This is a genomic window from Williamsia sp. z34 (genome assembly GCF_059553395.1).
Window position 1 is genome coordinate 860,500 of sequence record NZ_JCANWW010000001.1, and the last position, 23,903, is coordinate 884,402.

General features: G+C 61.4%; 14 protein-coding genes, 1 tRNA gene and 5 pseudogenes. 7 read left to right on the forward strand and 13 right to left on the reverse strand.

The window, feature by feature from the left end:
• Positions 1-58 precede the first annotated feature (58 nt).
• The 5 genes and pseudogenes from AC51GT_RS04085 to AC51GT_RS04105 form a co-directional block, all read right to left on the reverse strand.
• A complete protein-coding gene (locus AC51GT_RS04085) occupies positions 59-526 on the reverse strand; it encodes an HIT family protein (protein ID WP_496327955.1) in 468 nt (155 codons plus the stop codon).
• Positions 527-1,038: 512 nt separating this feature from the next.
• Positions 1,039-2,297: pseudogene (locus tag AC51GT_RS04090) on the reverse strand (IS256 family transposase).
• A gap of 262 nt (positions 2,298-2,559) precedes the next feature.
• The gene (locus AC51GT_RS04095) at positions 2,560-4,485 is read right to left on the reverse strand and encodes a glycoside hydrolase domain-containing protein (protein ID WP_496327956.1); all 1,926 of its coding nucleotides are present in this window, start codon (positions 4,483-4,485) and stop codon (positions 2,560-2,562) included.
• A gap of 180 nt (positions 4,486-4,665) precedes the next feature.
• Positions 4,666-7,560 (reverse strand): hypothetical protein, encoded by a 2,895-nt coding sequence (locus tag AC51GT_RS04100; protein ID WP_496327957.1) that lies wholly within the window; start codon positions 7,558-7,560, stop codon positions 4,666-4,668.
• 548 nt (positions 7,561-8,108) lie between these two features.
• Positions 8,109-8,779, reverse strand: a pseudogene (locus AC51GT_RS04105) (integrase core domain-containing protein); the annotation flags it as partial.
• Here AC51GT_RS04105 and AC51GT_RS04110 point away from each other — a divergent pair.
• Together AC51GT_RS04110 and AC51GT_RS04115 are read left to right on the forward strand one after the other, a co-directional pair.
• Positions 8,764-9,428, forward strand: a pseudogene (locus tag AC51GT_RS04110) (integrase core domain-containing protein); the annotation flags it as partial. The pseudogenes AC51GT_RS04105 and AC51GT_RS04110 sit on opposite strands and share 16 nt — an antisense overlap.
• A 63-nt stretch (positions 9,429-9,491) precedes the next feature.
• A pseudogene (locus AC51GT_RS04115) lies at positions 9,492-10,003 on the forward strand (transposase); the annotation flags it as partial.
• On the opposite strand, the gene AC51GT_RS04120 reads toward AC51GT_RS04115, so the two are convergent.
• Together AC51GT_RS04120 and AC51GT_RS04125 are read right to left on the reverse strand one after the other, a co-directional pair.
• Positions 9,907-10,800 carry an SAM-dependent methyltransferase gene (locus tag AC51GT_RS04120; RefSeq protein WP_496327958.1) on the reverse strand — a complete coding sequence of 298 codons (894 nt, stop codon included), beginning with the start codon at positions 10,798-10,800 and terminating at the stop codon, positions 9,907-9,909. The pseudogene AC51GT_RS04115 and the gene AC51GT_RS04120 overlap by 97 nt on opposite strands.
• Before the next feature lie 106 nt (positions 10,801-10,906).
• Positions 10,907-11,425: a hypothetical protein gene (locus tag AC51GT_RS04125; protein ID WP_496327959.1), complete on the reverse strand. Its 519-nt coding sequence runs from the start codon at positions 11,423-11,425 to the stop codon at positions 10,907-10,909.
• Between the two features lie 394 nt (positions 11,426-11,819).
• Here AC51GT_RS04125 and AC51GT_RS04130 point away from each other — a divergent pair.
• Positions 11,820-12,419 (forward strand): annotated as a pseudogene (locus AC51GT_RS04130) (transposase); the annotation flags it as partial.
• Between the two features lie 1,177 nt (positions 12,420-13,596).
• Here the strand turns inward: AC51GT_RS04130 and AC51GT_RS04135 are convergent.
• Positions 13,597-14,694, reverse strand: a complete 1,098-nt coding sequence (locus tag AC51GT_RS04135; protein ID WP_496327960.1) for a GmrSD restriction endonuclease domain-containing protein — start codon at positions 14,692-14,694, stop codon at positions 13,597-13,599.
• A gap of 591 nt (positions 14,695-15,285) precedes the next feature.
• Here AC51GT_RS04135 and AC51GT_RS04140 point away from each other — a divergent pair.
• Positions 15,286-15,858 carry a helix-turn-helix domain-containing protein gene (locus tag AC51GT_RS04140; RefSeq protein WP_496327961.1) on the forward strand — a complete coding sequence of 191 codons (573 nt, stop codon included), beginning with the start codon at positions 15,286-15,288 and terminating at the stop codon, positions 15,856-15,858.
• A gap of 116 nt (positions 15,859-15,974) precedes the next feature.
• The gene (locus AC51GT_RS04145; RefSeq protein ID WP_496327962.1) at positions 15,975-17,162 is read left to right on the forward strand and encodes a tyrosine-type recombinase/integrase; all 1,188 of its coding nucleotides are present in this window, start codon (positions 15,975-15,977) and stop codon (positions 17,160-17,162) included.
• Between the two features lie 24 nt (positions 17,163-17,186).
• Here the strand turns inward: AC51GT_RS04145 and AC51GT_RS04150 are convergent.
• Positions 17,187-17,263: transfer RNA gene (locus AC51GT_RS04150), tRNA-Leu, on the reverse strand.
• 142 nt (positions 17,264-17,405) lie between these two features.
• Here AC51GT_RS04150 and AC51GT_RS04155 point away from each other — a divergent pair.
• Together AC51GT_RS04155 and AC51GT_RS04160 are read left to right on the forward strand one after the other, a co-directional pair.
• Positions 17,406-18,035, forward strand: coding sequence for an ANTAR domain-containing response regulator (locus AC51GT_RS04155; RefSeq protein WP_496327963.1), 630 nt, complete (start codon positions 17,406-17,408; stop codon positions 18,033-18,035).
• A gap of 207 nt (positions 18,036-18,242) precedes the next feature.
• The gene (locus AC51GT_RS04160) at positions 18,243-19,568 is read left to right on the forward strand and encodes an ABC transporter substrate-binding protein (protein WP_496327254.1); all 1,326 of its coding nucleotides are present in this window, start codon (positions 18,243-18,245) and stop codon (positions 19,566-19,568) included.
• An 88-nt stretch (positions 19,569-19,656) separates the two neighbouring features.
• Here the strand turns inward: AC51GT_RS04160 and AC51GT_RS04165 are convergent, their stop codons facing one another.
• From AC51GT_RS04165 to AC51GT_RS04180, 4 genes are read right to left on the reverse strand one after another with little or no spacing between them, the layout of a single operon-like run.
• Complete coding sequence (locus tag AC51GT_RS04165) at positions 19,657-20,493, reverse strand: ABC transporter ATP-binding protein (protein WP_496327964.1); 837 nt, start codon at positions 20,491-20,493, stop codon at positions 19,657-19,659.
• Positions 20,490-21,611 carry an ABC transporter ATP-binding protein gene (locus AC51GT_RS04170; protein WP_496327252.1) on the reverse strand — a complete coding sequence of 374 codons (1,122 nt, stop codon included), beginning with the start codon at positions 21,609-21,611 and terminating at the stop codon, positions 20,490-20,492. Before AC51GT_RS04170 ends, AC51GT_RS04165 begins: the two co-directional genes overlap by 4 nt.
• Positions 21,604-22,593 (reverse strand): branched-chain amino acid ABC transporter permease, encoded by a 990-nt coding sequence (locus tag AC51GT_RS04175; protein WP_496327251.1) that lies wholly within the window; start codon positions 22,591-22,593, stop codon positions 21,604-21,606. The genes AC51GT_RS04170 and AC51GT_RS04175 overlap by 8 nt, the downstream gene beginning before the upstream one ends.
• A 3-nt stretch (positions 22,594-22,596) precedes the next feature.
• The gene (locus AC51GT_RS04180; protein WP_496327250.1) at positions 22,597-23,841 is read right to left on the reverse strand and encodes a branched-chain amino acid ABC transporter permease; all 1,245 of its coding nucleotides are present in this window, start codon (positions 23,839-23,841) and stop codon (positions 22,597-22,599) included.
• Positions 23,842-23,903 lie beyond the last annotated feature (62 nt).

The following is a 23,903-nucleotide window of genomic DNA, read 5'->3' on the forward strand; positions in this document are numbered from 1 at the left end:
TACGAGCCCGCAAGAACTCGGATGTTCATGCTCTCCCCGGGGCACAGTTCATCGGGTGCTACCGCAGCGCAGAGCGCAGAGTTTCTGCCGCGGAGTCAAGAACCGCCGGCGGCCACTGCTCGTCGGTGGGCCACAGCGCCGGCATCCGATCACCAGATGTGCGTGGCACCACGTGCACATGTAGGTGAAAGACTGACTGTCCGGCTACTTTTCCGTTGGACTGGATAATGTTGAGTCCCTCGACGTTCATCGTCTCTGCCGCTGCACCCGCTACCCGACGGGTGGCATCTGAGAGGGCATAGCCGGTGGATGCGTCGAGACCCCAAATATCACGCACATGGATACGCGGAACAATTAATGTGTGACCCAGGACGGCCGGAACGTCCGGGAGAAACGCGACGACTGAGTCAGTCCGCATGACTTCGCGTGCCGGGGCACGCTGATCAGCTATGGCGCAAAAGGGGCAGTCGACCAAACTCAATTCGCCGCCACCCTCAGGCACTTCACCATGGTTCACGCCTGTCACGTTACCTGCGGTAGCAACCGCAGACCTCGAAGGACGACAACGCGAGATCGCACTGACGCCACCAACGCGCTGGGATTAATCATGACGGATGGCGTTGCAATCCATCGTCCGCTAGGCGCAGAGGTCTAGCTGCCGTGCTATCTGCATTCACCACCACACCCGAGGACTGTTGGTGCGGCATTTGGGAAGGTCAAGGCTTTCGTGGCATCGACCAGGATGGACTACTGACGAGGCTCATCGATAACGGGTCAGATTTCAGCCGCCGTTGACAACGGCGACTCCTACCGCATGACACACCGAACGGAGGTGCCACCCACCTAGAACATCCCGCACAGGGTGGGGACTTTTACCTGGCCACCAGCGGGGACATCAAACTGGCCGTTGACACAGCTCGGCATCCTGCTCGCCCACTGTCGTCGTTCCCCGAGCGGTGACGACGATAGTGCCCCTTGGCGTGGTGGACTTCGGATCAGGTTGAGCGTTAGCGCGTGATCAACGAGTCATGATGAATGCTAGGTGATTTGGTGTTGCTTCACCAGAGATTCAGTCGTGGTGGCGGTCGCTGCAGCGCGTTCCTTGTCGGCGATGACCTTTCTGAGTTCGTCCATGCTGACATCAGAGACGTAGCGTCGGGTGACCTGCCATTCGTCGTGCGCCTCGATGACCACCGCGGTCGCCAGGCGCAGGAAAGCGGCCGGGTTGGGAAAGATCTCGACGACGTCAGCTCGGCGCTTGATCTCCTTGTTCAGCCGTTCAATCGGGTTGTTCGACCAGATCTTCTGCCAGTGCGCTTTGGGGAACGCGGTGAACGCCAGGACGTCGGCTTTGGCCTCACGCATCATCTCCGAGACCTTCGGGAACGAGGGTGCGAGGGTGTCGGCGACCTGATCCCACTGGGCATGGATGGCGTCGGGTTCGGTGTGAGCGAAGATCGTTTTCACCGCCGCCATGACTGGCGGGATCTGTTTCGCGGCGACTTTGCCGTGCAGGTTACGCATGAAATGGACTCGGCATCGCTGCCACGCCGCACCAGTGAATTGTTGTACGACAGCTGCTTTCAAACCGGCGTGGGCATCGGAGATGACCAGATGCACCCCATTGAGCCCGCGGGCTTTGAGGCCGGTGAGGAACTCGCGCCAGAACTCGAACGATTCGCTGTCGCCGACGGCGGTACCCAAGACTTCGCGGGTGCCGTCGATCGAGACCCCGGTCGCCACGACCATCGCATGCGAGACCACGTGGGCGCCGACACACGGACTTTGCAGAAGGTGGCATCGAGGAAAATGTAGGGAAAAGTGGTGTGCGTCAACGTGCGTTCCCGAAACCGGGCGATCTCACCATCGAGTTGCCCGCAGATCCTCGAAACCTCCGATTTTGAGATCCCGGAGTCCACACCGAGGGCGGCGACCAGATCGTCGACGTTGCGAGTCGAGACGCCGTGGACGTAGGCCTCCATGATCACCGCATGTAGGGCTTTGTCGATCCGCCGCCGGCGCTCGAGCAGCGACGGGAAGAAGGATCCTGACCGCAGCTTGGGAATCTGCACCTCCACATCACCTGAGGTTGTCGACACGGTCTTTGGTCGGTGACCGTTGCGCTGGGTGCTTCGGCGTTCGGTGCGCTGGTAGCGGGCGGCACCGATCTTCTCGGTGGCTTCGGCCTCGATTAGCGCTTGTAGGCCGGCGCGGATCAATTCGGCGAACACGGACGCCGAATCGGCACTGGTGAGTGCATCGAGCTGGGCGAGCAAGGCAGAATGGTCGTGGGTCATCGCGTAGATCGCTTTCTCTGAGTCACTGTGGCGGTAACTCATTGATCACTACGCGATGGCCCACCCTGATCAGGTCAGCGACACACGTTTCTGCTGGTGCCGGCCTTATCTAAAGTCCACCACTCCGAGGGACTTATCCGTGACGACAGGCGTGTCCTTCTCGATCCAATTCCGCAACGAGCCTGATTGATGTCGAGCAGAGCTCGCGGTACCTCGTCGCGTCGGGTTGTCGCGTGGAGGAGCGCCAAACGTTGATTCCGCTTCAGGTCACCGGTGTGGCGGCGCCAGTGGCTGGGTCAACGTAGGCGGCTGCTGTCTGGCCTGGTCCCACTGTGGAGAGGATGACCCTGCCGTCTGGCAGGGTCGCAATGTCTGTGAAGGGATGCACCGTCCCAACGGAGGCGCCTCGGTCGATGCGTGTCACGGTGGTGGTGGTCCAGTTCGATTGGCGAGTCAAGGTAAGTTGTCGCGGCAGTCCGTCGCCGCCGATCGCGGTTACGACGATGGTGTCTGGCCGTGGGTTGTGTACTGCGATCGTTGTTTGGGCGTGCATAGTGTCGGTGTCGCGGCCGAGCGCTGCCACGGCACTCCATCCGGCGCGGGTTTGATTCAGCTGCAGAGTCCAGCGGTGCAGTCGTAGGTCGGCGCCCAGGGCAACAGTGATCAGCGTGTGGTTTGTGGCGATCAATGCGAGGTCGGCGGCGGGCAGCACCGCGTCGTTGCTGATTTCGATGGACGTCGCGGGCGGCCAGGCTAATCCCGACATCGAGCGTATGTAGGTGAGCCTGCGCATGCGGTTTACGGTCACAACGTGCAGTGCGCCGTCGGCTGGTGTCCCTACCAGCCGCCCGAACGGGTGCAGCAAGAGCTGTCCCGCCATTCGAGCTGGTGTTCCCCATGGCCCACGCGCTTGGCGGCGGGCTGTCCACAGTTCGTCGCCATCGCCAGCCCAGACCACGTGAACATCCATGGGCGTGGGCGCTGCGGCTGCTGCAGCATGTGGCAGCCGCACTGCGACCGCAGGGTGGGCGAATAGCGGCTGCACGGGCGACCATTGGCGTGCGTCCCAACGTGTGGACCCGAGTTGCCCGGTGGCTGAGATGACCATGAATTCGACTGTGGCTGCGCCGGTCACTGGGTACGCGGGGCCAGAAGGGTGGATATGCCAATCGTGCTCGACTGGGGGCTCGACCGGTCGGCTGGCTGGCACTGGCAACCGTAACGTAAGCCGACCGCGGCGGGGTTGGATTTGTCGGCCTGTGGCGTCGAAAGCGGGGTCGGTATCGTCGATTCGCGCGACCCAGGCGGCAGGACCGCTCCCAGCGACAGATACCCGTGGCGTTGCGTTTGGGTCGGTGGGGTCACGGACGATCGCGGAGTTCCAGTCCCATTTGCGCACCGGAGTGAGGTTGGCGATCGCGGTCGCCGGCAAGTCCACGTTGTTGTTGCCTTGCCATTGACGCCATACGGGCCAGCAGCCCCACCCTTGGCCGGTTAAACCTGGCGCTGGCAGGACGTGGAAGGCTCTGATCGTGGCGTCGTTGTTGTTGGGGTCTAGGCCGATTCGTCGATCGGCTCGGGTTGGGGCTCGCATGGGGGGTGGAGTAATTCTGTTTACGTTGTTGCCATAGTCGACCTCCCAGATCCACAGTTCGGGGTGGCGCGCGAGTAGTTGAGCGGCGATACGTTGGTGTGCATAGAGGCCGGGCCGATATGCAGGACCATCTGTTCCCGTTGTCGATAGCGCGTTGAAAAAGGCGGCGTAGTACTCGAATTCATGCGCCTCGAACTGCACGTCGCTGGGGTCTTCGTTGTCGAACCAGATAATCGAGCCGGGGGCTAGCCCGGCGGTGGCTGCGAGTGTTTTGGCGGTTGCCGCGTGCTGTGTGCCGCGGGCGGCCACCATGTCTCGTTTCCATCGAGCTATTTCGGTGGGGCCGAAGATCCGTTGCTCGACGGGTGGACCTCCGCCTGGGGGCCGTCGACGTACCTTGAGGACATAGGTTTCGCGGCTATCTCCGAGAAAGATGGCACCGATTCCCCATCCTTGACCACGTAATGTCGCGATGTTGCCCAGCCAGTGCCGGATTGGGGCGAACTGAAGGTATGCGCCGGCGACCCGAAATGTTGACTCGCGCAGCAGAAGTCCGAGCCATTGCGGACCGGGGGCACGCGGACTTTCGGGCATGATGTCTTTGTCGAGTCCGGCGTACACCTGGGGCCGGGTGGCGATGGTGGCGCCCGCAGCTGGGTGTGGTCGTGGCGGCGTGGGCCGGGCCGGTCGCGGGCCCGGTTGACCGGCCTGTGCGGGGGCAGTTGGCTGGTGGGGATGTGCGGGCCGCCGGGGGCGGGTGGGATGCACCATGGTTCAGGGTACTTCAGCCCAGCTGCCGTCAGCATTCTTTTGCCAGGCCGGCAGCTCTTTCTTCTCGCGCAACAGAATCAGAGTTGTCGGTACCCGGACTTCCCAGGGATCTCCCACGGGTACCTCCGTGCCCGGCGCATTCTGACGCTCCTTGATCTCATCGACGATATTCAGATAGTCCGCGCTGGTCACCAACGGTGGATCCCCGCCCTGCCAGATCTGCCCGGTCTCCAAGAAGTGCTGGACCGCGAGCTCGAATCCCGGCCGGACCGACACCACCACCCGAGCAGCACCCGCTTTCATGAACGCTCCGAATTCCAAATCGGGATCACCTAACATCGATACCTCGACCCACCGGCTCTTTTGGCCCCAGTAGTACGGGTAATACACGTACATCATCTGTTGCCACTCGAAGGCTTGCTCGAAGAACCGGATATAGGGGCCTTCGAGAGCTGCCTCGTTGAGATCGATCTGCGGTAACCCGAGCCCACCCCAGGTGATCGCGCCGAAGCTGTCGAAATGCTGGGCGGTGAACATTGAAATGACCGCCCTCTTGAGCTCTTCGCGTTGGACCTCGAGATTGAGCGCGGGGTTTCGGGGCCGAGCCTGCTCCACCGCCTCCGCTTGGGCCTTGGCGGCCTCGACTCGATCCTCATACTCCTTCAGCTGCTTGAGGTAGCCGGCGAGGATTGCCTGGTGGGTCCGGATCTGCCAGCGTTTGAGCGCCTCAGCGGTCCGGTTGCATGTGATCTCCATACTGACCGCAACGATGTTGACCCTGAAGGTGATCAGCGTGGCGGTAATCGAGCGTTCCTGGTTGTCCAGAGCCCCTTCCCGCCAGGCAGTGGAGGAGCCGAAATGAGTCCACTGTTTGGTGCCTATGCTCACCACTACGCGGTAATTGGTCTCCCAGTATGTGCTCGAAATCTGTACCCTGCCATGAACTGCGGTGTATCCGTCGGGCAGCGGAATCTCCGCCGTCTTAACGACGCTGCCACGGCTAGAGTCGTCGTCGATGCCTTCGAACACCTTCGACACCGTGATCGTGGGGGCAGGAGGTGCCTCGATTCCATCTGCCCGGTAGCGGTGAGCATAGGTGGCGTAATTGCCCACGTTGATTTGCTCTGCGTTGAGGTTGAAGGGCAGTGGCTTCGGAATTTCTTCGCCCGCGGCGGGTCGGTTTTGCAGCGTGTAGTTCACCAGGGCCGCGGGTTCGGGCACGACCACGTCGAATAGCACTCGGCTCCCGTAATTGAAGACCTGCGCCTCGTAGACCTTGTCGACCCATTGATACTGCCCGACAACATGTTCATCGCCGCGGACGTTGTCCCACTCGTGGACGTTCTCCTCTTCGAACGTTTCGACAGTACGAACTGTGACCTGTTTGCGCACTCGCTCCGTAATCTTGCTGGCGGCGCGGGCGGTGACGTCCTTACTGTAATTCTCGGCGGTCTTATGAGCTTCTTCCTTCGAGTTGGACATGCCCAGGTCGGTGGTCACCTTGAACTCAACCATCGGCCCGTACGAGCCCGACAGCGAGGCGCCGATCTTGAGGCTGTCGTCTTCCTTCTGCACCTTCGATGACTCGCGTTGCATCTGGAATCGTTCGGTGGACTGCTGGTCGCGTTCCTCTTCGGTGGTCGTCTCGCGCTCATCCACCACCGTTTCCTCGGTGGTGTGCACTCGCTTAGTGGAGGTCGACTTGTGCTCGCTCTTCAAGACGTTGTCGATGTGCGACAACTCGTGCGCTTCATAGCGTTTCAGGTGCTGCTTGACTACGAGAAGATCGCCTAAACCGACGGAAGTGACCTTGCCATGAGTGGCTGGCACACCGGGCGTCCCCTCTCCGCGAACCTCTTCACGTCGCGCCGACCTTGTCGTCGTCGAGGCGTATACGCCGCCTCCGACCACCAGAACTTTCGTACGGGGTGCCAGCTGCTCGTCGATCACCGCGTCGCGGGCGCCGATCTGGCGCAGCTCGTCGTCGAGACGTCGCATTGCCACGGCGATCGATGTCCGATCAGGCCCAGTCACGAGCTGGTTAAACATGACACGGGCGGCTTCACTGAGCTCGTTCCCGACGGTGCGGGAGAACTCGACTGCCGGCGGTCGAATACTCGCTACCGCTTCAGGCATTCCGGCCCGGCCCGGGGCGCTCGCCTCGACGCTCGCAGCCCTATGCTGCTCGTCGTCAGCTTCGCTCACATGCACCAAGCGTTCGGCAGGCACCGCAGCCAGTTCTGCGATCGTCGACTCAACAGCCGCGCGCCGCTGCTCAAGCCGCGATCGTTCAGCGACGAGTTCTCGGTGCCAGGTGTCCTGTGCGGGACGGGCACCGGCATCTTCTTGTCGCGCGTTCACCTGTCTGGGTCGTGTCGTGAGTCCTTCGAGCACGATGACACGGCGAAGAAAATCCGACGGAGGGGACGCGTTTTCTGCCGCCAGATGCTCGGCATAGGCAACAGTGCGGACCACCGCGGCCGACCCGGCAGCTGCCGAGTCGGCGCGCCCTCCGAACTTCGCGGCGGCCAGCTGGTCGATGCTGGCGGTGACAAAACGTTGGAACCGCTCGTCGACGATCAGATCGACGGGCTCCGCCCCTAAACGGGCGGCAATGGCCGCACTCGCCTCAGCGGCCGTGGTGATCACTCCTGCCGCGACGTCTTGGCTGAACCCGAGGGCCGCCTTTCGGAGTGCTATCTCTTCGTCGGAAAAGGCAGGAGCCTCTGCAGCGATCTCTCGCGCGGCCCCGCGAAGCGCACCCGAGGGCTGAGTTGCGGTTAAGGCACGAGCCAGAGTGATACGAACACCCTCTGATGGCGTAGCAACTATTGCATCCTGCTCCGGTTGCAGAGATTCGACAGGTCTTACCAACAGCAGCCTGAACAAGGTCTCCATTGGTACCTCCGCGGCTATATCACGGGATGCAAGCAGAGAGCTCGACAGCGAGGCTCAACTGGATTGATAATCGGGTCGCAAAAGCAGATCTATCGTAGCAATGCGCACTGTCGGGCGAGACGTATTCTCGCTGACGGTACAGAGGAGGTCGACAGTGGAGTGGACACGCCTAGGCCGGTCCGGCATGCAGATTATTGGCGTCGACCCGACCGATCCCTCTCGCCTCGACGTCCGCATCCAACTCGATGCCGATCCTCCACCAGAGTGGGCTGACTTCTTCGCAAACCCGCAGCGAGTCCGCCTGGATTCGGCGCTGCCTGCACCCCAGCTGAGTGGGCGCGAGATCAGACTGCGCCCGAGGGACACCGAACTCGAGGCGTGTGTCGGCCAGGTCGATGCCCGCCTCGGTGCAGCAAACATCGCATACAGAGACCGATTCGCCTCAAGCCTACGCGGGCAACCGCGTGAAGACGATGCTGCCAACCGGCGCGACGCGCGGCTTGAGACGGCTCGGATTCGCGCCGCGCAGCTCTAGATTTACCTGGCCATCAGGTTGGTTGCAGTCGGCTGATCGGTGGGAGTCCTCCGAGTGCGCTGTGGCGTCGTCGAGTGTTGTAGTACTCGAGCCAGGGTGCAAGCGCATCGGCACGTTGGATGTTGCTGGTGAAGACCTGACGGTAGGCCCACTCGGTTTGCAGGGTCGGGTTGAGGCGTTCGACCTTGCCGTTCTGCCACGGACAGTGCGGTCTGATGAACTTCTGCTTGATCCCGTGTTCGGCGCAGACTGCGCGTAGGGACCATCGGTAGGCCCAGGCGTCGTCGGTCATCAACCGCTCGATTTTCGTGATGCCGTGGTCCGCGAAGTAGTCGACCGCACGAGTCAGGAAACCCGAACAGGTGGAGCCCTTTTCGTCCAGAGAGGATCTCTGAGTAGGCGAGTCGGGAGTGGTCATCGACGAGCGAGTGGACGTAGTCGAAACCGGTCCGGGTGCTGCGGTCGCGGGCTGTCGATCCGCTGGCTCGTCCGTGTGCGCCATCCGCCACCGTCGGGGATTCTGCCGAGCTTTTTGACGTCCAAGTGCACCAGTTCGCCGGGCCGCTCACGTTCGTAGCGCACGGCGGTGGTTTTCGACGAGCGGATCACCTGACCGGTAACCGGGTCGAAGTCCGCCAGGTGTGGCACCTGGTGGCGCCGTAGGACTCGGGAGACTGTGCGGGCCGGCCTCGACGGTGCACGCCGTGTTGGTCCGATGCCGGCTCAACCGGCTTTCGCATGTCGATATCCGCACCGGAGAGGTGATCCGCCGCTACGAACACCCCCACCCCGGGTCGATGCTCCACGTCGACGTCAAGAAACTCGGCAACATCCCCGTCGGCGGCGGCTGGCGTTTCGTCGGCCGCCCCAAGGGGCGCAAGAACCGCCAGGCCACACCGGGACCCGCCGCAGCAAACACCGCAACGAACTACTCGGACATGCCTTCGTGCACACCGTCATCGACGATCATTCCCGCGTCGCCTACGCCGAGATCCACGACGACGAAACCGCCGTCACCGCAGCTGGCGTCCTCCAACGTGCCGTCGGCTGGTGCGCAGTCCGGCGTCACGGTCGAACGAGTCCTCTCCGACAAGGCTGCTACCGCTCTGCGTTGTGGAAACAAACCTGCACCGACCTCGGAATCACGGCGAAGTACACGCGCCCTTACCGGCCGCAGACAAACGGAAAGATCGAACGATTCCACCGCACGATGGCCGCCGAATGGGCATTCACCCGGCACTACCCGTCAGAACAAACCCGGCGAGCGGCGTTGCCTGGGTGGCTACACAGCTACAATCACCACCGGCAACACTCCGCCATCGGCAGGAACTGAGGCTGCCCCCTCGGAGTGGACACCCTGACATTGGTTCGCAGAAGAACCAGGAGGGATGTTCACATGGGACGTCAGTCTCAGTACACGGAAGAGTTCCGCCGGGACGCGGTTGCGTTGTATCGCGCGGCCGGTGGTGCCCGCACCTACGCGGCGGTGGCTGCGGACTTGGGTATCAGCGGCGAGACCTTGCGGACCTGGGTCCGCAAGGACAACGCCGTTGGTCGAGGTGCGGCGGACCGTGGAGCCGGCGGCGGCGAACCCCCAGCCGAGGAGTTGGCGCGCCTGCGGGCGGAGAACGCCCGGCTGCGCAGTGCGGAGAAGGAATGGCAGTTCGAACGGGAGATCCTGCGCCGGGCAGCGGCTTATTTTGCGCAGGAGATGAAGTGAAGACCTGCCGCTGGGACTTCATCTCCACCCACCGCAGCGAGTTCGGTGTGCAGCGGCTGTGCCGGGTCCTCGGCGCGTCCCGGTCCGGCTACTACCGGCATCTGGCCACCGCCGATACGCGCACCGAGCGTGCCGCAGAGGAGGCCGCGACCGTGGCGCAGATCCGCCGGATCCATACCGACTCGCGGCCGGGGCCTTCTTCGATGTCGTAGGGGATCGTGCGTCCCAGTCGTTGCGCGGCTGCGGTGAAGGTTTCCGCTTCGGTATCCCACCCGTAGCCATCGAGCCACTCGACGGGGTCGGTGACTGTCGACTTGAATCCGTACCCCGAGTTCTCTGCGGCGGCGGCCATCTCGCGGGTCTGCGCTTCGATGAGCGCGCCGGCGCCGAAGTGCACCGCGAGCAACTCGCTGCCTGGCGCACTCTGAGCGGTCACAGTTTGAATCAGTTGGGCCACAGTCTCATCCGAGAAGTAGAAAAGGACGCCTTCGATGATCCAGGCGGTCGGAGTCTTTGGGTCGAAGCCAGCGGTGGTCAGCTCACTGAGCCAGTCACCTTCGAGGTCCCCACCTCGCGGACGCCAATCAACGTCGACTGCAACCCTGTGTTCAACGAAGAGTCGCTCTTTGTACGAAATGACCTCAAGCTGGTCAATTTCGAATATGACAGTTCCGCTGGGCAATTCGAGACGTGCGGCACGGGTATCGAGTCCTGATCCAAGGATTGCGACTTGCCGAATGCCGCGGGCGATCGCAGTTACGAGTGCCCCATCGAGGAAGTGAGTCCGGACGACGTTCGATTCGAAGAGCCTCTGTCCCGTCACTTGGGCGAGCTGCAACGACGACATGTCCAACCCGGAGTACTCGACGAGTAGTGCCGCGTACGGATCTGAGATCAAGCGTTCGGTTCGCTCGGTCTCCAACGCGCGCATCTTCGCCGTGAGAATTGCTGTTGCCGAAATGTTACTGACCTGGAAGCCTTCCATGTCACCTCGCTCAAGCTCGCGGCAATTACTAGCGGATGCTAGCGACAGGTTGCAAGACGGCTTAAGACCCGGACTCTGCGGACTGGGCCTCGGCCGTGCGGTTTTGCTATAGCACAGGGAGGGTTTCTACGCGTCCTCCAAGTGCTCCGGCGACTGCTTCGCACACTGGAATCGTCTCGCAGTTGACGAGCCAATTGCCGCCTTCAACGAAGCCATACTCTCCGAGTGTCTCTCCTATGTCGCGGTACAAACCAATCTGGCTTTGCTTGTTGATGTCAGAGCTGAAGAGCATCAGTATCAGGCCACGTGATGAGCCGCTTTCCATCGCAACGTCGCAATCGCCGGAACTTGCTGCGTTTATGCTTCGGGTGTTCCGCTCAAAGTTGGTGCACACGACGCCGTTCTGTACGTCGGTGTAGAGCTGCTCTATGGATTCGTACAGCTGCAACCCTGTACGCGGGTACTCGGCTGTTGCCGTGGCCAGGTCCGCTGTTTCGGTCGATCCAGTCGTCGAAGTGTCGTTATTGCTACATCCCGCGAGGCTGGCTAGCGCGATTGATACAGCAAGTGTGGCGATGATCCGGCGCACCGAGACGCTCCGTTCGTAAGGTCCGTTTGATTGCACGAATAGTACCGTGCCAAATACGCCGCTGAACTGCCAATACGCGTCTCGAACTCTCGCCGACGGTGCATGAGACGTGTGGGCTGGATCGGCTCATGCCTGCCGAGTGGAACCGTCCGTTGATCCGAGACTACAAGCATTCGGGACGCGACCGCGCGCCGCGCCACGCTCTAGGAGCCCGCTGAATAATCGGCGCGTCTCACCGGTGTGCGCCCCTGAACTGGGACAATATGGTTATGCAGGGTGTCGAGCGGACCGATCGGGAGCTTTTGGACGCGCAGGCGTTGGTCGGGCACCTGGTGCCCGAAGGCAGTATGTTCGGATTCCTCGCTACCCATCGTCGAGATGTATTCGCTGATGGGGAGTTTGAGGATTTGTTTCCCTCGGGCGGAGACGCCCCTCGATCCCCGCATCGGTGATGGCCTCAATTTTAGTGCTACAAACGCTGCACGATCTATCTGATCGAGAGACCGCCGAAGCGGCCCGGTGCGATCTGCGGTGGAAAGTCGCGACGGGAATGGCGTTGGACCACAAAGGGTTCGATCCGTCCATGCTGGTGTTCTGGCGCAAAAGGCTGGCCAAGTCCGATCGCCCGCAGCGGATCAACGAGGCAGTCCGCAAGGTGGTGGACGCCACTAGAGTCGTACGTGGCCGCAACAAACGGGCCATGGATTCGACGATCCTGGCCGATGCGGTCGCGACCCAGGACACCATCACCCAACTGGTCTCGGCGATCCGGCGGGTCGGGCGGTTGGTACCGGGCGGGAGCGAGGCGATCGCGGCGGTGTGCACCGCACATGACTACAACCTGCCGGTAAACCGGCCATCGACTGGGACGAGCCTGGCGCGAAAGACATGCTGGTCAGCGCGCTGGTCAACGACGCGAACGCGCTGCTCGAAGTGTTCGCTGGCATCGACGACGAGAAGGGGTGGGACGAGTCTGCGCGGGCTGCGTCGGCGTTGCTGGACAAGACGTCGAACCAGCAGAGGGCTCTGATGGTGCTGACGGGCGCTGGCGCGTCGCCCGCAAAGTCGCCCCGATCGGGTGATCTCTACGATCAACCCCGACGCCCGTTATACCCGCAAGTCGCCCGAGGCACGCCGCGACGGATATCGGGCCCATGTGGTGGCCGAACCAGAGACCGGAATCATTACCGACGAAGCGCTGACCAAGGCTTCCGGGACCGACAACTCTGATCCGGGCGTGGCGGGCTCATTCCTCGACTCAGACGCCGATAGACCCTTCTTCGAGGAGCTCGGTGTCCGTGGGTGGTATGGCGATTCCGCTTACGGCACAGGCGATCTGTGTAGCAAGATCAATGATGCCAGTGATCAAGCCGTGATCAAACCCAAACTGCGGGTTAGGTGCTGTAATCCCTTCTCCATCCAAGTTGAGGGCTTCCCCGTTTATTGCACCTCGTACACTTGCCCAGATGCCCGGACGAGGTCGTTAGCGTTTTGGAGTTGCTGCAGCGCGCGCATCGATACCGCCCAGGACCGGCGGTGTCAACCGGACGGTACGTTTCTTCTGGTTGAAGCAGTGTCTTTGCGGCGGCGAGGTTCGGAGCTGTTAAGGCGGCGCTTATTCCTCGAAGTGTTAGGACGAAGAAGCTAAACTGCGTATCACTCTGAACTTTGTGTTGCAAATAGCCCGCAACGTGGCGGCGCCTGGGTCGCATGTCGCGAACTATTTTTTGAACCTCCTGTTGGGAGAATGTGCTTTTATGAGCTATCGCATTCCGTAACTTTCCGAAGTCCTTTAAGGTGGCCCTCTCTGGCTGCCGATCTAGCCTCAGGAATGGGTTTCCATCGGCGTACACACGCTTGCTAACCTTCTGGACTTCGGTGTCGTAGGGCATCCAATTGATGTAACTTTTCCCACCGAACAAGACTTGATGTGCAATCTCGCGACTAGCGAACGTGACATGCGGAACGCAGTCTTCGATACCGCTAACCCCGGTTACGGTTGAGAAGAAGAGGTCTTCCAGTAAGATCTCGAAATCGGTGTGCAATGACAAAAGTGACGAGGTAAATAGGGCATCTGTACTACGCTGACTCAGCCTGTTTTGGCGGAACAGACGCAAACCCTCGTTGGTCAAGCTCTCCGCGCGTTTCGCCCTCCGGTCAAAAGCGTCGAAAGCCTGCTTGGCTGTCAGCTCGGCTGCCATTCGGCTCTACTTCAGCGCGAGTAGATAACGCAGCCTTAACTCGCGGCTAGCTAGATCGGAGGAGGCCCCGCGAACGGCCTTTGATACTTCAGGCGGAATGCGCCCATTTTCAAACTGCCACGCCAGGTGCTGTGCTTTCTGCGCCAAAGCGGATGGCGGCAGTCTGATTTCGCTCGGAAACTTCAGACCTCCCTCGTCGGGAAGAATGGGCCCGGCGTTCTGGGCGTAGTACGAGGCGGCAAAGAACGTGTACAGCCATGACTGGGTATTTAAGTTTCTGGCTCGCTCTTCGCTGATTCGGCGGTACAAGTTATCGAGGTCGTCAAAAGCTCGGTTTATTCTTCTCTCCACCTCTGTGGCATAGTCGTACTCATCATCGAAACGTCGATAAGTGTCGTCAATGTGCTTTTTCGATTTGCTCTGCATCCCAAATAGCGTCATCATCATTAGCTCACTCATAAGCTCTACATCACGCATCTGCGCTATCGCTCTTGGGTTAAATATCTTCCAGTCAATCCATCGCTCTAGCTGTCCATAGGAAAGCCTATAAGCGGAACTCTTGAAACTGCCGTGGAATTCTGCGTTGCGTAGTTCCTGGTCGTTGAGTTTTTCGCCTGTGCTGTTGAGGCGCGCGAATAGTTGGAGCAAATGCTGATTGGACAGCGTTGAAGGAAGTACATGCACCGACAATTCGGTCCCAAGAATTTGATCTTGGGCCGAATTGGGCAAATCGCGAAATGTGTGCCGCGCGTATTCTGCATTGTGCGCGCGAAGTATTGAAAAATCATCGCGTTCGGTGAAATCGGCCAATGAATCGGGGGCGACGTAAGCCAGAATCGTGCGTAGTCTCTGTTGGCCGTCGACCACGAGCCTCATGTTGCGAAGTGAGTCGCGATCCTGCTTATTCTGCAAATAGATAATCGGTATGGGGTATCCGCGCAGTACGGTGTCGATCAAAAAACTTTTTGCTTTTGGTGTCCAAACGTCACCCCGCTGAAAATACGGTCGGAGGTCAAGCGTGCCCTGCCTCTGCCACTCGACGAAGTCCGTGACGGTATAGATCGTCTTGGTGACTGCTAAGGGGGTGTCCATCTTGTTCGGCACCGTCAGATCCTACCCAACACACACTGGATGCTTGGTCATCTGCCAACGCCCGGAGTGTGTGGGGAGTGGGCACGCCCAGGGGTGGCTACCACGAGCCCGACTGAAGGCGCTCTACCTGGGGTGATGGTGGAGCCGATGACGGGAATCGAACCCGCGTATGCAGCTTGGGAAGTTGTGTGTCGCTTTGGGAGTTCTATGTGGGTGGCAGGATGGGGTCGCAGAGGGTGGCATCGATCGAGCGAAGGGTCGTTAGGGCTTCAATGTGCCGGACAGACGCCATCTGCGCCTCCGCGCCTGGTTGCCTCTTCCTGAGCGTCAAGCCAACGCTCGATCTCGCTACGGCGGTAGAGGACTCGGGATCCGGCGCGGAATGAGGCGGGACCTTGATCCGCGTGGCGCCAATACCGCAATGTCGCGGCCGGCAGAAACGGCCACTGCTCGCTGACCTGGTTCGTTGTTAGAAATTCCTCTGACATCGCGCTCCTCCTGGCGGTAGTGGTTCGCTGATTCGACAGTGCATGACGAGTCTGTAGTGAATCAATTCGAGCGTGGCACTTGTTGGTGATGCTGTCAAGCATTACGGTGGCAAATATGAATCAAGATGAGGTTGGTGGGGGTGGCCGAACTTTCGCTGCATCGATGCGCCAAGGCCGACAGGCGCTAGGTCTGAGTCAGCGGGCCCTGTCGCAGAAGCTGACGGAACTGGGCGTCTCGATCGACCAGGCCGGCATCACACGTATGGAGAGCGGTCAGCGCGAGCCGCGGCTATCGGAAGCCGTGGTGATCGCGGAGTACCTGCAGTTCGACATTTTGCAGGTCGAGATCGACCAGCCGAACGTCAGCTACTACGGCGCGATGCAGCAAGCGACCCAGCGGTACTTCGACGCTCGCTCCGCGGTGGCGGACTATCTGCATGCGGCGAAAAATGCAGCCACGCAATACAAGTTGTGGGAACTACGCGATCCGTCGTCGGACGACGACGGCGAGTTCCTCGCGCACACGGCCACGTTGCCAGGTTCTGAGAAGGCCTACGACGCGAAGCCGGTTGACTTCAAAGACCTGGACTGGGACTGGAGCGTCCCGTATCTGACCAACCTGCTGCGTGGCCTGGCGCCGGAATCCGCCCTAGCGAAGGATCCTGGCGACAGTAGCGGCGCCGTGTGAAGACGTTGTAGGCGTGAGGATTGCCAGTGAGCGACGAAACTCTGGAGGGTGCAGCGGCGAGTGATCGAGTTGGTAGACGTTCGCGTGCCGGGCAACGCCGAGGCCGACGAGCGGGTGTGGCGGATCTGTGGCTTACGAAGGACAAGAAGACCCGAACGTCAAGATATGGCCGCGGCATGCGTTGGCGCGCTGTGTATGTCGATCCATCCGGCGCCGAGTACACGAGGGCCTTTCGAACGAAGGCTGACGCTCAGGGCTGGCTTGATAGCAACACAGCCGCCATGGTCGCCGGGACGTGGGTTGAACCAGGGAAGAGCAAGGAACGGTTCGAGACCGTCGCTGAACGATGGATGCTGAGTAAGGCCGGGCTGAAGCCGAAAACGTTTGCGGGCTATCGAAGCTTGCTTGACACCGTGGTGCTACCTCGGTGGGAAGATGAGCGACTGGTCGACATCGATTTCGCGTCCATCCAAACCTGGGTCAGTAGCCTCAGCGGCGTGGGCGGAAGCTTGAGATTCGTCGACAGGGGATTGTCTCCATCGAGGGTGATTCAGGCGCACCAAACACTCTCAGCCGTACTGAAATACGCGGTCAAGAGTGGCTTGCTGATGAGAAATCCGGCCGACGACGTCGAACTCCCTCGTCGAGGGGAAGCCGAGCATGTCTATCTCAATCACCTACAACTGCTTCAGCTGGCGGAGGAGTGTCGGCAGTTCAAGTCGCTGGTGTTGGTCCTCGGATACTGCGGTCTGAGGTTCGGCGAGGCGATAGCGCTTCGGGTCGGTGACGTCGACCTCGACAAGGGAAGAATCCGAGTCCGACGGTCGGCGACGCATGTAAGCGGACAAGGCTACGTGGAAGGTATGACCAAGAATCATTCTTCTCGAACCGTCCCGGTTCCGACGGTGGCCCTCGAGCCCCTGCGCGAGCACATCGGCAAGCGATCGGCCGGCAGTCTGGTGTGGCCGCCGACCAGCTCGACCACGTGGTTGACCATCGGCGCATTGCGGTGGGTCTTCGACCCCGCGGTGACGCGGTGTGTCGAGTCTTCGCCCGGGTTTCCAACGATCACTCCGCATCAGCTTCGCCACACCTGTGCGTCGCTGGCGATCAGTGCGGGCGCGAACGTGAAGGTGCTGCAGACGCTGCTTGGCCATAAGACGGCGACGATGACACTGGATCGTTACGGACACCTGATGCCGGACGATCTGGACGAAATTTCCAAGGCAATGGACGCTGCTGCTGAATCTGCTGCGTACCGTCTGCGTACCGGGATTGAATCGAGCGATCGTGAAGAGCAGTGAAACTACCTCTGACCTGCGCGAATGTGGTGCCCCCGGTCAGACTCGAACTGACACTGGACGGGTTTTGAATCCGTTGCCTCTGCCAATTGGGCTACGGGGGCTCGTCGCAGAAGTCACTTTAGAGGACAGGCCTCACGCCAACCAAACCGGTACTGTTGCGTCACATCGTCGCGGGGGCAGTAGCGTGTATTGCTGCTGGTCCGCGCTGGTGGCCAGGCGATTTTTCAATGTGGAGGTGGACTGATGGCGACAACGGACGCGATTGCAGCCAAGGGCGGGGAGCCGGTTGCCTCGACGTGTCGGGTTCTGGTTGCCGAGGATGACTCCTTGATCCGGATGGATCTGATCGAGATGCTCCGGGAAGAGGGGTACGACGTCGTGGGGGAGGCGCCGAACGGTCAGGTCGCAGTCGACCTCACCGAGGAACTCCGCCCCGATCTGGTGATCATGGATGTGAAGATGCCGGTGCGGGACGGCATCGACGCCGCAGCGGAGATCGCGAGCAAGCGGTTGGCCGCCGTGGTGATGCTGACGGCGTTCAGCCAGCGGGAGTTCGTCGAGAAGGCGCGTGATGCCGGGGCGATGGCGTACCTGGTCAAGCCGTTCACGAAGGCCGACCTGGTGCCGGCCATCGAGGTGGCGGTCAGTCGCTACAACGAGCTCCATGTGTTGGAGCGTGACGTCGCAGACCTGACCGAGCGGCTCGAGATCCGCAAATTGGTGGAGCGGGCGAAGGGCATTTTGATGCAGTCACACGCCTTCACCGAGCCCGAGGCGTTCAAGTGGATCCAGCGGGCGGCGATGGATCGCCGGACAACCATGAAGGCTGTCGCCGAAGTGGTCATCGAAACTCTGGGAACGAAGCCGAGCTGATCTCGTAGAGAACGACTTTCGCGATCGTGAAGTCAGATTGAACCAGCCGAGGTCTCGAATTGATCACGGCAGGCTCTCAGAGGCTGTAGTTTCACGAACGTTACTCGCGGGCAACACGTTGGCGCTAGCTTTACCCCAGCAAGCGTCGGTCGTATGCGTCGTCGATGGCGCGCCGCGCTTTGTGGATGTACCGCGAGGAGAATATTGATGGCTCATAGATATCTCTTGAGGGGAACGGTGGCGCTGGCTGTAACAGCCATGGCGCTGGCCGGATGTAGTAGCGACGATGACTCGTCGGAAGAGGCGTCGCCGAGCGGATCGGAGACCACGACCACCACTGATTGTGGCGACAACGTCCCCCAGGCCACACCTGGCCCGGTGAGCACCGCCCCCTTGAAGATCGGCACGTTGCTTCCCGCGACGGGCTCCCTGGCATTCCTCGGCCCGCCTGAGTTCGCGGGCGTGGCACTTGCCATCCAAGACATCAACGCCGCCGGCGGTGTCCTCGACAAGCCCGTCGAAGAGGTCAACGGCGATTCCGGTGACACCACCACCGACACCGCAAGCGCCACCGTCGACCGCCAGCTCGCGGCCGGCACCCAGGTGATCGTCGGTGCGGCGTCATCGTCTGTGTCGCTGAAGGTGATCGACAAGGTCGCCAGCGCCGGCGCGGTGATGTTCTCGCCGGCCAACACGTCGGACGAGTTCACCTGCTACGCCGACAAGGGCATGTACTTCCGTACGGCCCCCGCCGACACCCTGCAGGCCCAGGCCCTGGCCCAGGTCATCGCCGAAGGTGGCGTGCAGCGCGTCTCGATCCTGGCGATGAACGACCCGTACGGCACCGGCCTGGCCTCCAACACGGTCGCTGACCTGGAAGCTGCCGGCATTCCGTCCGACCAGATCCAGAAGATCATCTACGACCCCAATGCCCAGTCGTTCAACGCTGAGGTCGACCAGGTGAAGAACTTCAATCCCGATGGCATCGCCATCATCGGATTCGAGGAAAGCGCCAAGATCCTTACCCGCATGAACGAGGTGGGCATCGGACCGAAGGACAAACTGGTCTTCGGTGTCGACGGCAACATGGGTAACGCACTGGGTGAGTCGGTGGGCGCCGGAATCCTCGCGGGGATGAAGGGCACCACACCGCTGACCGAGGTCGGCCCGGACTTCGAAGGCCGCCTGCTGGCCGTCGATCCCGGCCTGATCGACTTCAACTACGCGGGTGAAAGCTATGACGCAGTGGTGATCTCGGCCCTGGCGGCGGAAATCGCCAAGTCGACCAACGGTCAGTCGATCGCTTCGGAGATCAACAACGTGACCAAGGACGGCACCAAGTGCACGACTTACGAAGAGTGCCTGGCACTCGTCCAGGCCGGCACCGACATCGACTACGACGGTGTCACAGGTGAATTGGCATTCGTCACCGCCGGTGAACCGTCGATCGGTTCGTACGGTGTCCTCGAGTTCGACGCCGACAATAAGCTGATCACCCCGGTCGCCGACTTCAAGGTGGTGTCCGACACCTGATCGCGGGTAGCGGCAGAGAAATAACCCAATAGGAAAGGGGCCCAGGTCGAAAGACCTGGGCCCCTTTCTTTGTCGCTGTCTAGAGTGGTTACTTCTTCTCGGAGCTGCCGGCCAGGGTCCCGAGGTACAGCTCGATGATCTTGGGATCATTGGCGAGATTGGTGCCGGTGTCGGTGTAGGCATTGCGACCCTGATCGAGCACATAGCCTCGGTCGCAGATCTGCAGGCAGCGACGGGCATTCTGCTCCACCAGGACCACGGATACCCCCGTGGCGTTGATCTTCTTGATCCGGATGAACACCTCGTCCTGGAACATCGGTGACAGCCCCGCCGACGGCTCGTCGAGCAGCAGCACCGACGGCTCCATCATCAGTGCGCGGCCCATGGCCACCATCTGACGTTCGCCGCCGGACAACGCACCGGCCTTGACCTTGCGCCGTTCGGAGAGAAGGGGGAACAACTCCGAGACGAAGTCGAACCGCTCGTTGAACTTCTTGGGCCGCAGATAGATTCCCATCTCGAGGTTTTCCTCGATGGTCAGCGCCGAGAACACATTCAAGGTCTGCGGTACGTAGCCGACGCCCTTGGTCACCAGCACGTGCGCCTTGGCGGACGTGATGTCGTCGCCGCGCAGGGTCACCGATCCGACGCGCACGGGGATGAGACCGAACAGCGACTTGAGGAGGGTGGATTTGCCGGCGCCGTTGGGGCCGATGATGCCGACGATCTCACCGTCGTCGAGATAGAAGTTGCAGCCTTCCAGGATGTTGATGCCCGGCAGATAACCCGCGGTGATGTCATCGGCCCGGAGCAGCGCATTCTCGGCGTCCCTGCGATGTGCCTCGGGCGTCGCGGCGAGCTCTGCGTGGGTCAACGTCCGTTCCGGCGGGGTCTCACCGGGTTTCGACATGTCCGGCCCGTTCATGGTGTGTCCTTTCGGTCCGGGTCGTCAGCTTTTTTCTCGAGCTTTTTCTCGGGTTCGGTGATGACCGGTTCGGACAGGTCGCCGCCGGCCTGCAGGGTTTCCTCGATGGCCGCCTGGACTTCTTCGGCCAGCACCGCGGTCTCACCGACAGGGTTGCCCTCGTCGTCGAACTCCAGTGCCTGATCGTGATGGCCACCGAGGTAGGCGTCCACCACCGCCGAATTGTCGCCCAGACGTCCGGGGAGCGACTCCGCGATCACCTTGCCCTGCGCCATCACCACCACCCAGTCGCTGATCTCACGGATCACGTCCATGTCGTGTTCGACGAAGACCACGCTCATGCCCTCGTCGCGCAGTGACTTGATGTGTTCGAGCAGGCTCTGGGTCAGGGCCGGATTGACGCCGGCCATCGGCTCGTCGAGCATGATGACCTCAGGATTGGTCATCAGCGCGCGGGCCATCTCCAGCAACTTGCGCTGGCCGCCGGACAACGAGCCGGCGTAGTCGTCGGCCTTTGCGTCCAGCTTGAATCGCTTGAGCAATTCGTATGCGCGCTCGGTGGTTTCGGTTTCCTGCTTGCGCCACAACCACGGTGCCAGCGCGGCGAACATGTGCTCGCCCGTTTGGTGGCGGGCGCCGAGACGGACGTTGTCGAGTACCGACAATTTCGAGAGCGCCTTGGTCAGCTGGAAGGTGCGGACCATGCCGTTGCGAGCAACCCGGTGCGGCACAACGTTTCCCATTTCCCGGCCGTTGAGCGCCCAGGTACCGGTATCGGGTTTGTCGAAACCGGTGATCAGATTGAAGAACGTGGTCTTGCCGGCACCGTTGGGGCCGATCAGACCGGTGATGCAACCCCGCTGGATCTCCAGATGTTCGACGTCGACGGCCTTGAGGCCACCGAAGGTGCGGGTGATCCCGTCGACGGTGATGATCGGGTCGGGTTTGGCCGAGCCGGGCTCGGGCGTGACCGACTCGAAGATCGCGGCGCGTTCGGCGGCCGAGAACCTCTTGAGTTCGGCGAGGGTGGCCGGAGCGGCGTCTGCGGTCAGGGTGGTCGACTCGCCTGCGGGCACATCACCGGCAGGGTCGGGCTTCAGATGGCGTCCATCAGGCATCGAGTTGCACCTCCCGCTTGTTACCCAGTATTCCCTGCGGTCTGAAGACCATCATCAGCGCAATGGCCAATCCCAACAAGACGTAGCGGATGGCACCGACCTGTTGCTGGCTCAGATCGAACCAGGCGTCCGGACCGGTGGTGACCTGGCGGAGCAGGGCATCGGGGATGGCGAGCAGGAACCAGAACAACATCGCACCGACCACCGGACCGAATACCGTTGCAGCGCCACCGAGGATCAGGGCGCCGTAGGCGAAGAACGTCTGCGCGGTGGAGTAGAAGTCGGGGTTGATCGATTGCGTTTGAATCGCGTTGTAGACACCCGCGATACCGCCGATGCATCCGCCGAGGATGAGCGCCTGCATCTTGTAGAGATAGGCGTTCTTGCCGAGCGAACGGGCGGCGTCCTCGTCCTCGCGGACCGCTTTGAGTACGCGGCCCCACGGGCTGCGGACGAGCAGCCACACCAGCAGGCAGAGCAGCAACACGATGGACCAGCCGACCACCATCGCCCACAGGTCGGTGCCCTGGAACTTGACCCCGAGGAACGAATACTGCTTGCCGTTCTCGAACGGGCTGTACTCGAAGAACCCGCCGGCATAACCGAAGATGCCGTTGGTGGAGTGGGTCAGGTCGTCAGCGGCGGTGGAGCGGAAGATCAGTCGCAGGATCTCCGATGCGGCGATGGTGACGATCGCCAGATAGTCCGCTCGCAGGCGCAGGGTGGGGAAGCCCAGGACCAGGGCCAGGACGCCGGCGGCGATGATGCCCACGAGCGCACCGATCCACAGCGGCTGATCATAGTTCTCGGCCATGATGCCGACGCCGTAGGCGCCGAGGAGGGCAAAGCCGATCTGACCGAAGTTGAGCAGTCCGGCGTAACCGAAGTGCAGGTTGAGGCCGATGGCCAAGAGCGCGTAGAAGATCGCCGATGGGCCGACCAATTGGGCAACCGAGATCTGAAGTGCCGAAATGATATCCATGTGTCAGCCGATCCTCGCTTTGGACCCGAGAATGCCCTGGGGTCGGATGGTGAGAATGACGATGAGGACCAACAGACCTCCGATGTATTTGAGGTCCGGGTCGATCCAATACGTCGAGAGCTGCACCAGCAGACCGACGATCACACAGCCCAGGAGCGCACCGTAGGCCGTGCCGAGGCCGCCGAGGGTGATGCCCGCAAACATGAGCAGCAACAGCTTGAATCCCATCTCCCATTGGACACGTCCACCGAGTTCGGACATCGCGAAGAGCACACCGCCGAGCGTTGCCAGAGCGCCGGCCAGCGACCACACGAACAGGATCACGCGGTCGACGTTGATACCGGAGGAGGCAGCGAGATCCTTGTTGTCGGCGACGGCTCGCATTGCCTTGCCGATCCGGGTCTTCTGCAACATGACCGCCACCAGGAGCAGGACGACGAGGCTGATGATGATGCACCACAGGTTGACCGGGGTGATCGCGAAAGCACCTGACCCGATCTGTTTCTGCACCTGGTAGTCGTCGAGCGGTTCGGCGCGGTCGGAGAAGAAGATCAGGATGAGGTACCGCATGATCAACGCCAGACCGATCGAGACCACCAGCATCGCGATCAGACCGGAACGTCGTCGACGCAGTGGTCTCCAGATGCCGAGCTCGTTGAGCATGCCGATCCCGATGCCGACGATGATCGCGAGGATGGTCGCCGGGATGAGGTGGATCTCCATCTTGACGTTGAAGAACCAGGCGACCACGGCTCCGAGGGTGACCAGCTCGCCGTGGGCGAAGTTGGTCAGGCCGGTGGTGCCGAAGATCAGGCTCAATCCCACCCCACAGATGGCGATGATCAGGCCGAACCGCAGACCGTCGATCGTGAGCCGGGTGAGTTCTTCGGCCGCGGAGATCTCGGTACTGGTCCGTTCTTCACCGAACAGGAAGATCACCGGTCGCGGAGAGCCTTGGGTGACGGTGACCGGCACAGTGTCCTTCTGGACCTCGACGCCACTCGGGATCGTGGTCTTCTCGATGACGACCGTGTAGGTACCCGGCGGCACGAACACTTCCCAGACGCCGGTTGCGGCGGAGACGGTGGACTCGACGGTCACACCGGACTGGTCTTTCGCATCGACTTGGACTCCGGCAACAGGTTCAGAACCGTTGCGCAGGGTGCCGAACACGCGCACGGTGTCATCGTCGGCGGGAGCCTCTGGAGCGGCCGAGGCCAGGCCGGAGCCCATCAGCCCGGCGAACATGAGTGAGATCAGCAGAGCAAGTAATGCTCCTGCACCCCATCTGGCTCCAAAGACCCTTACCC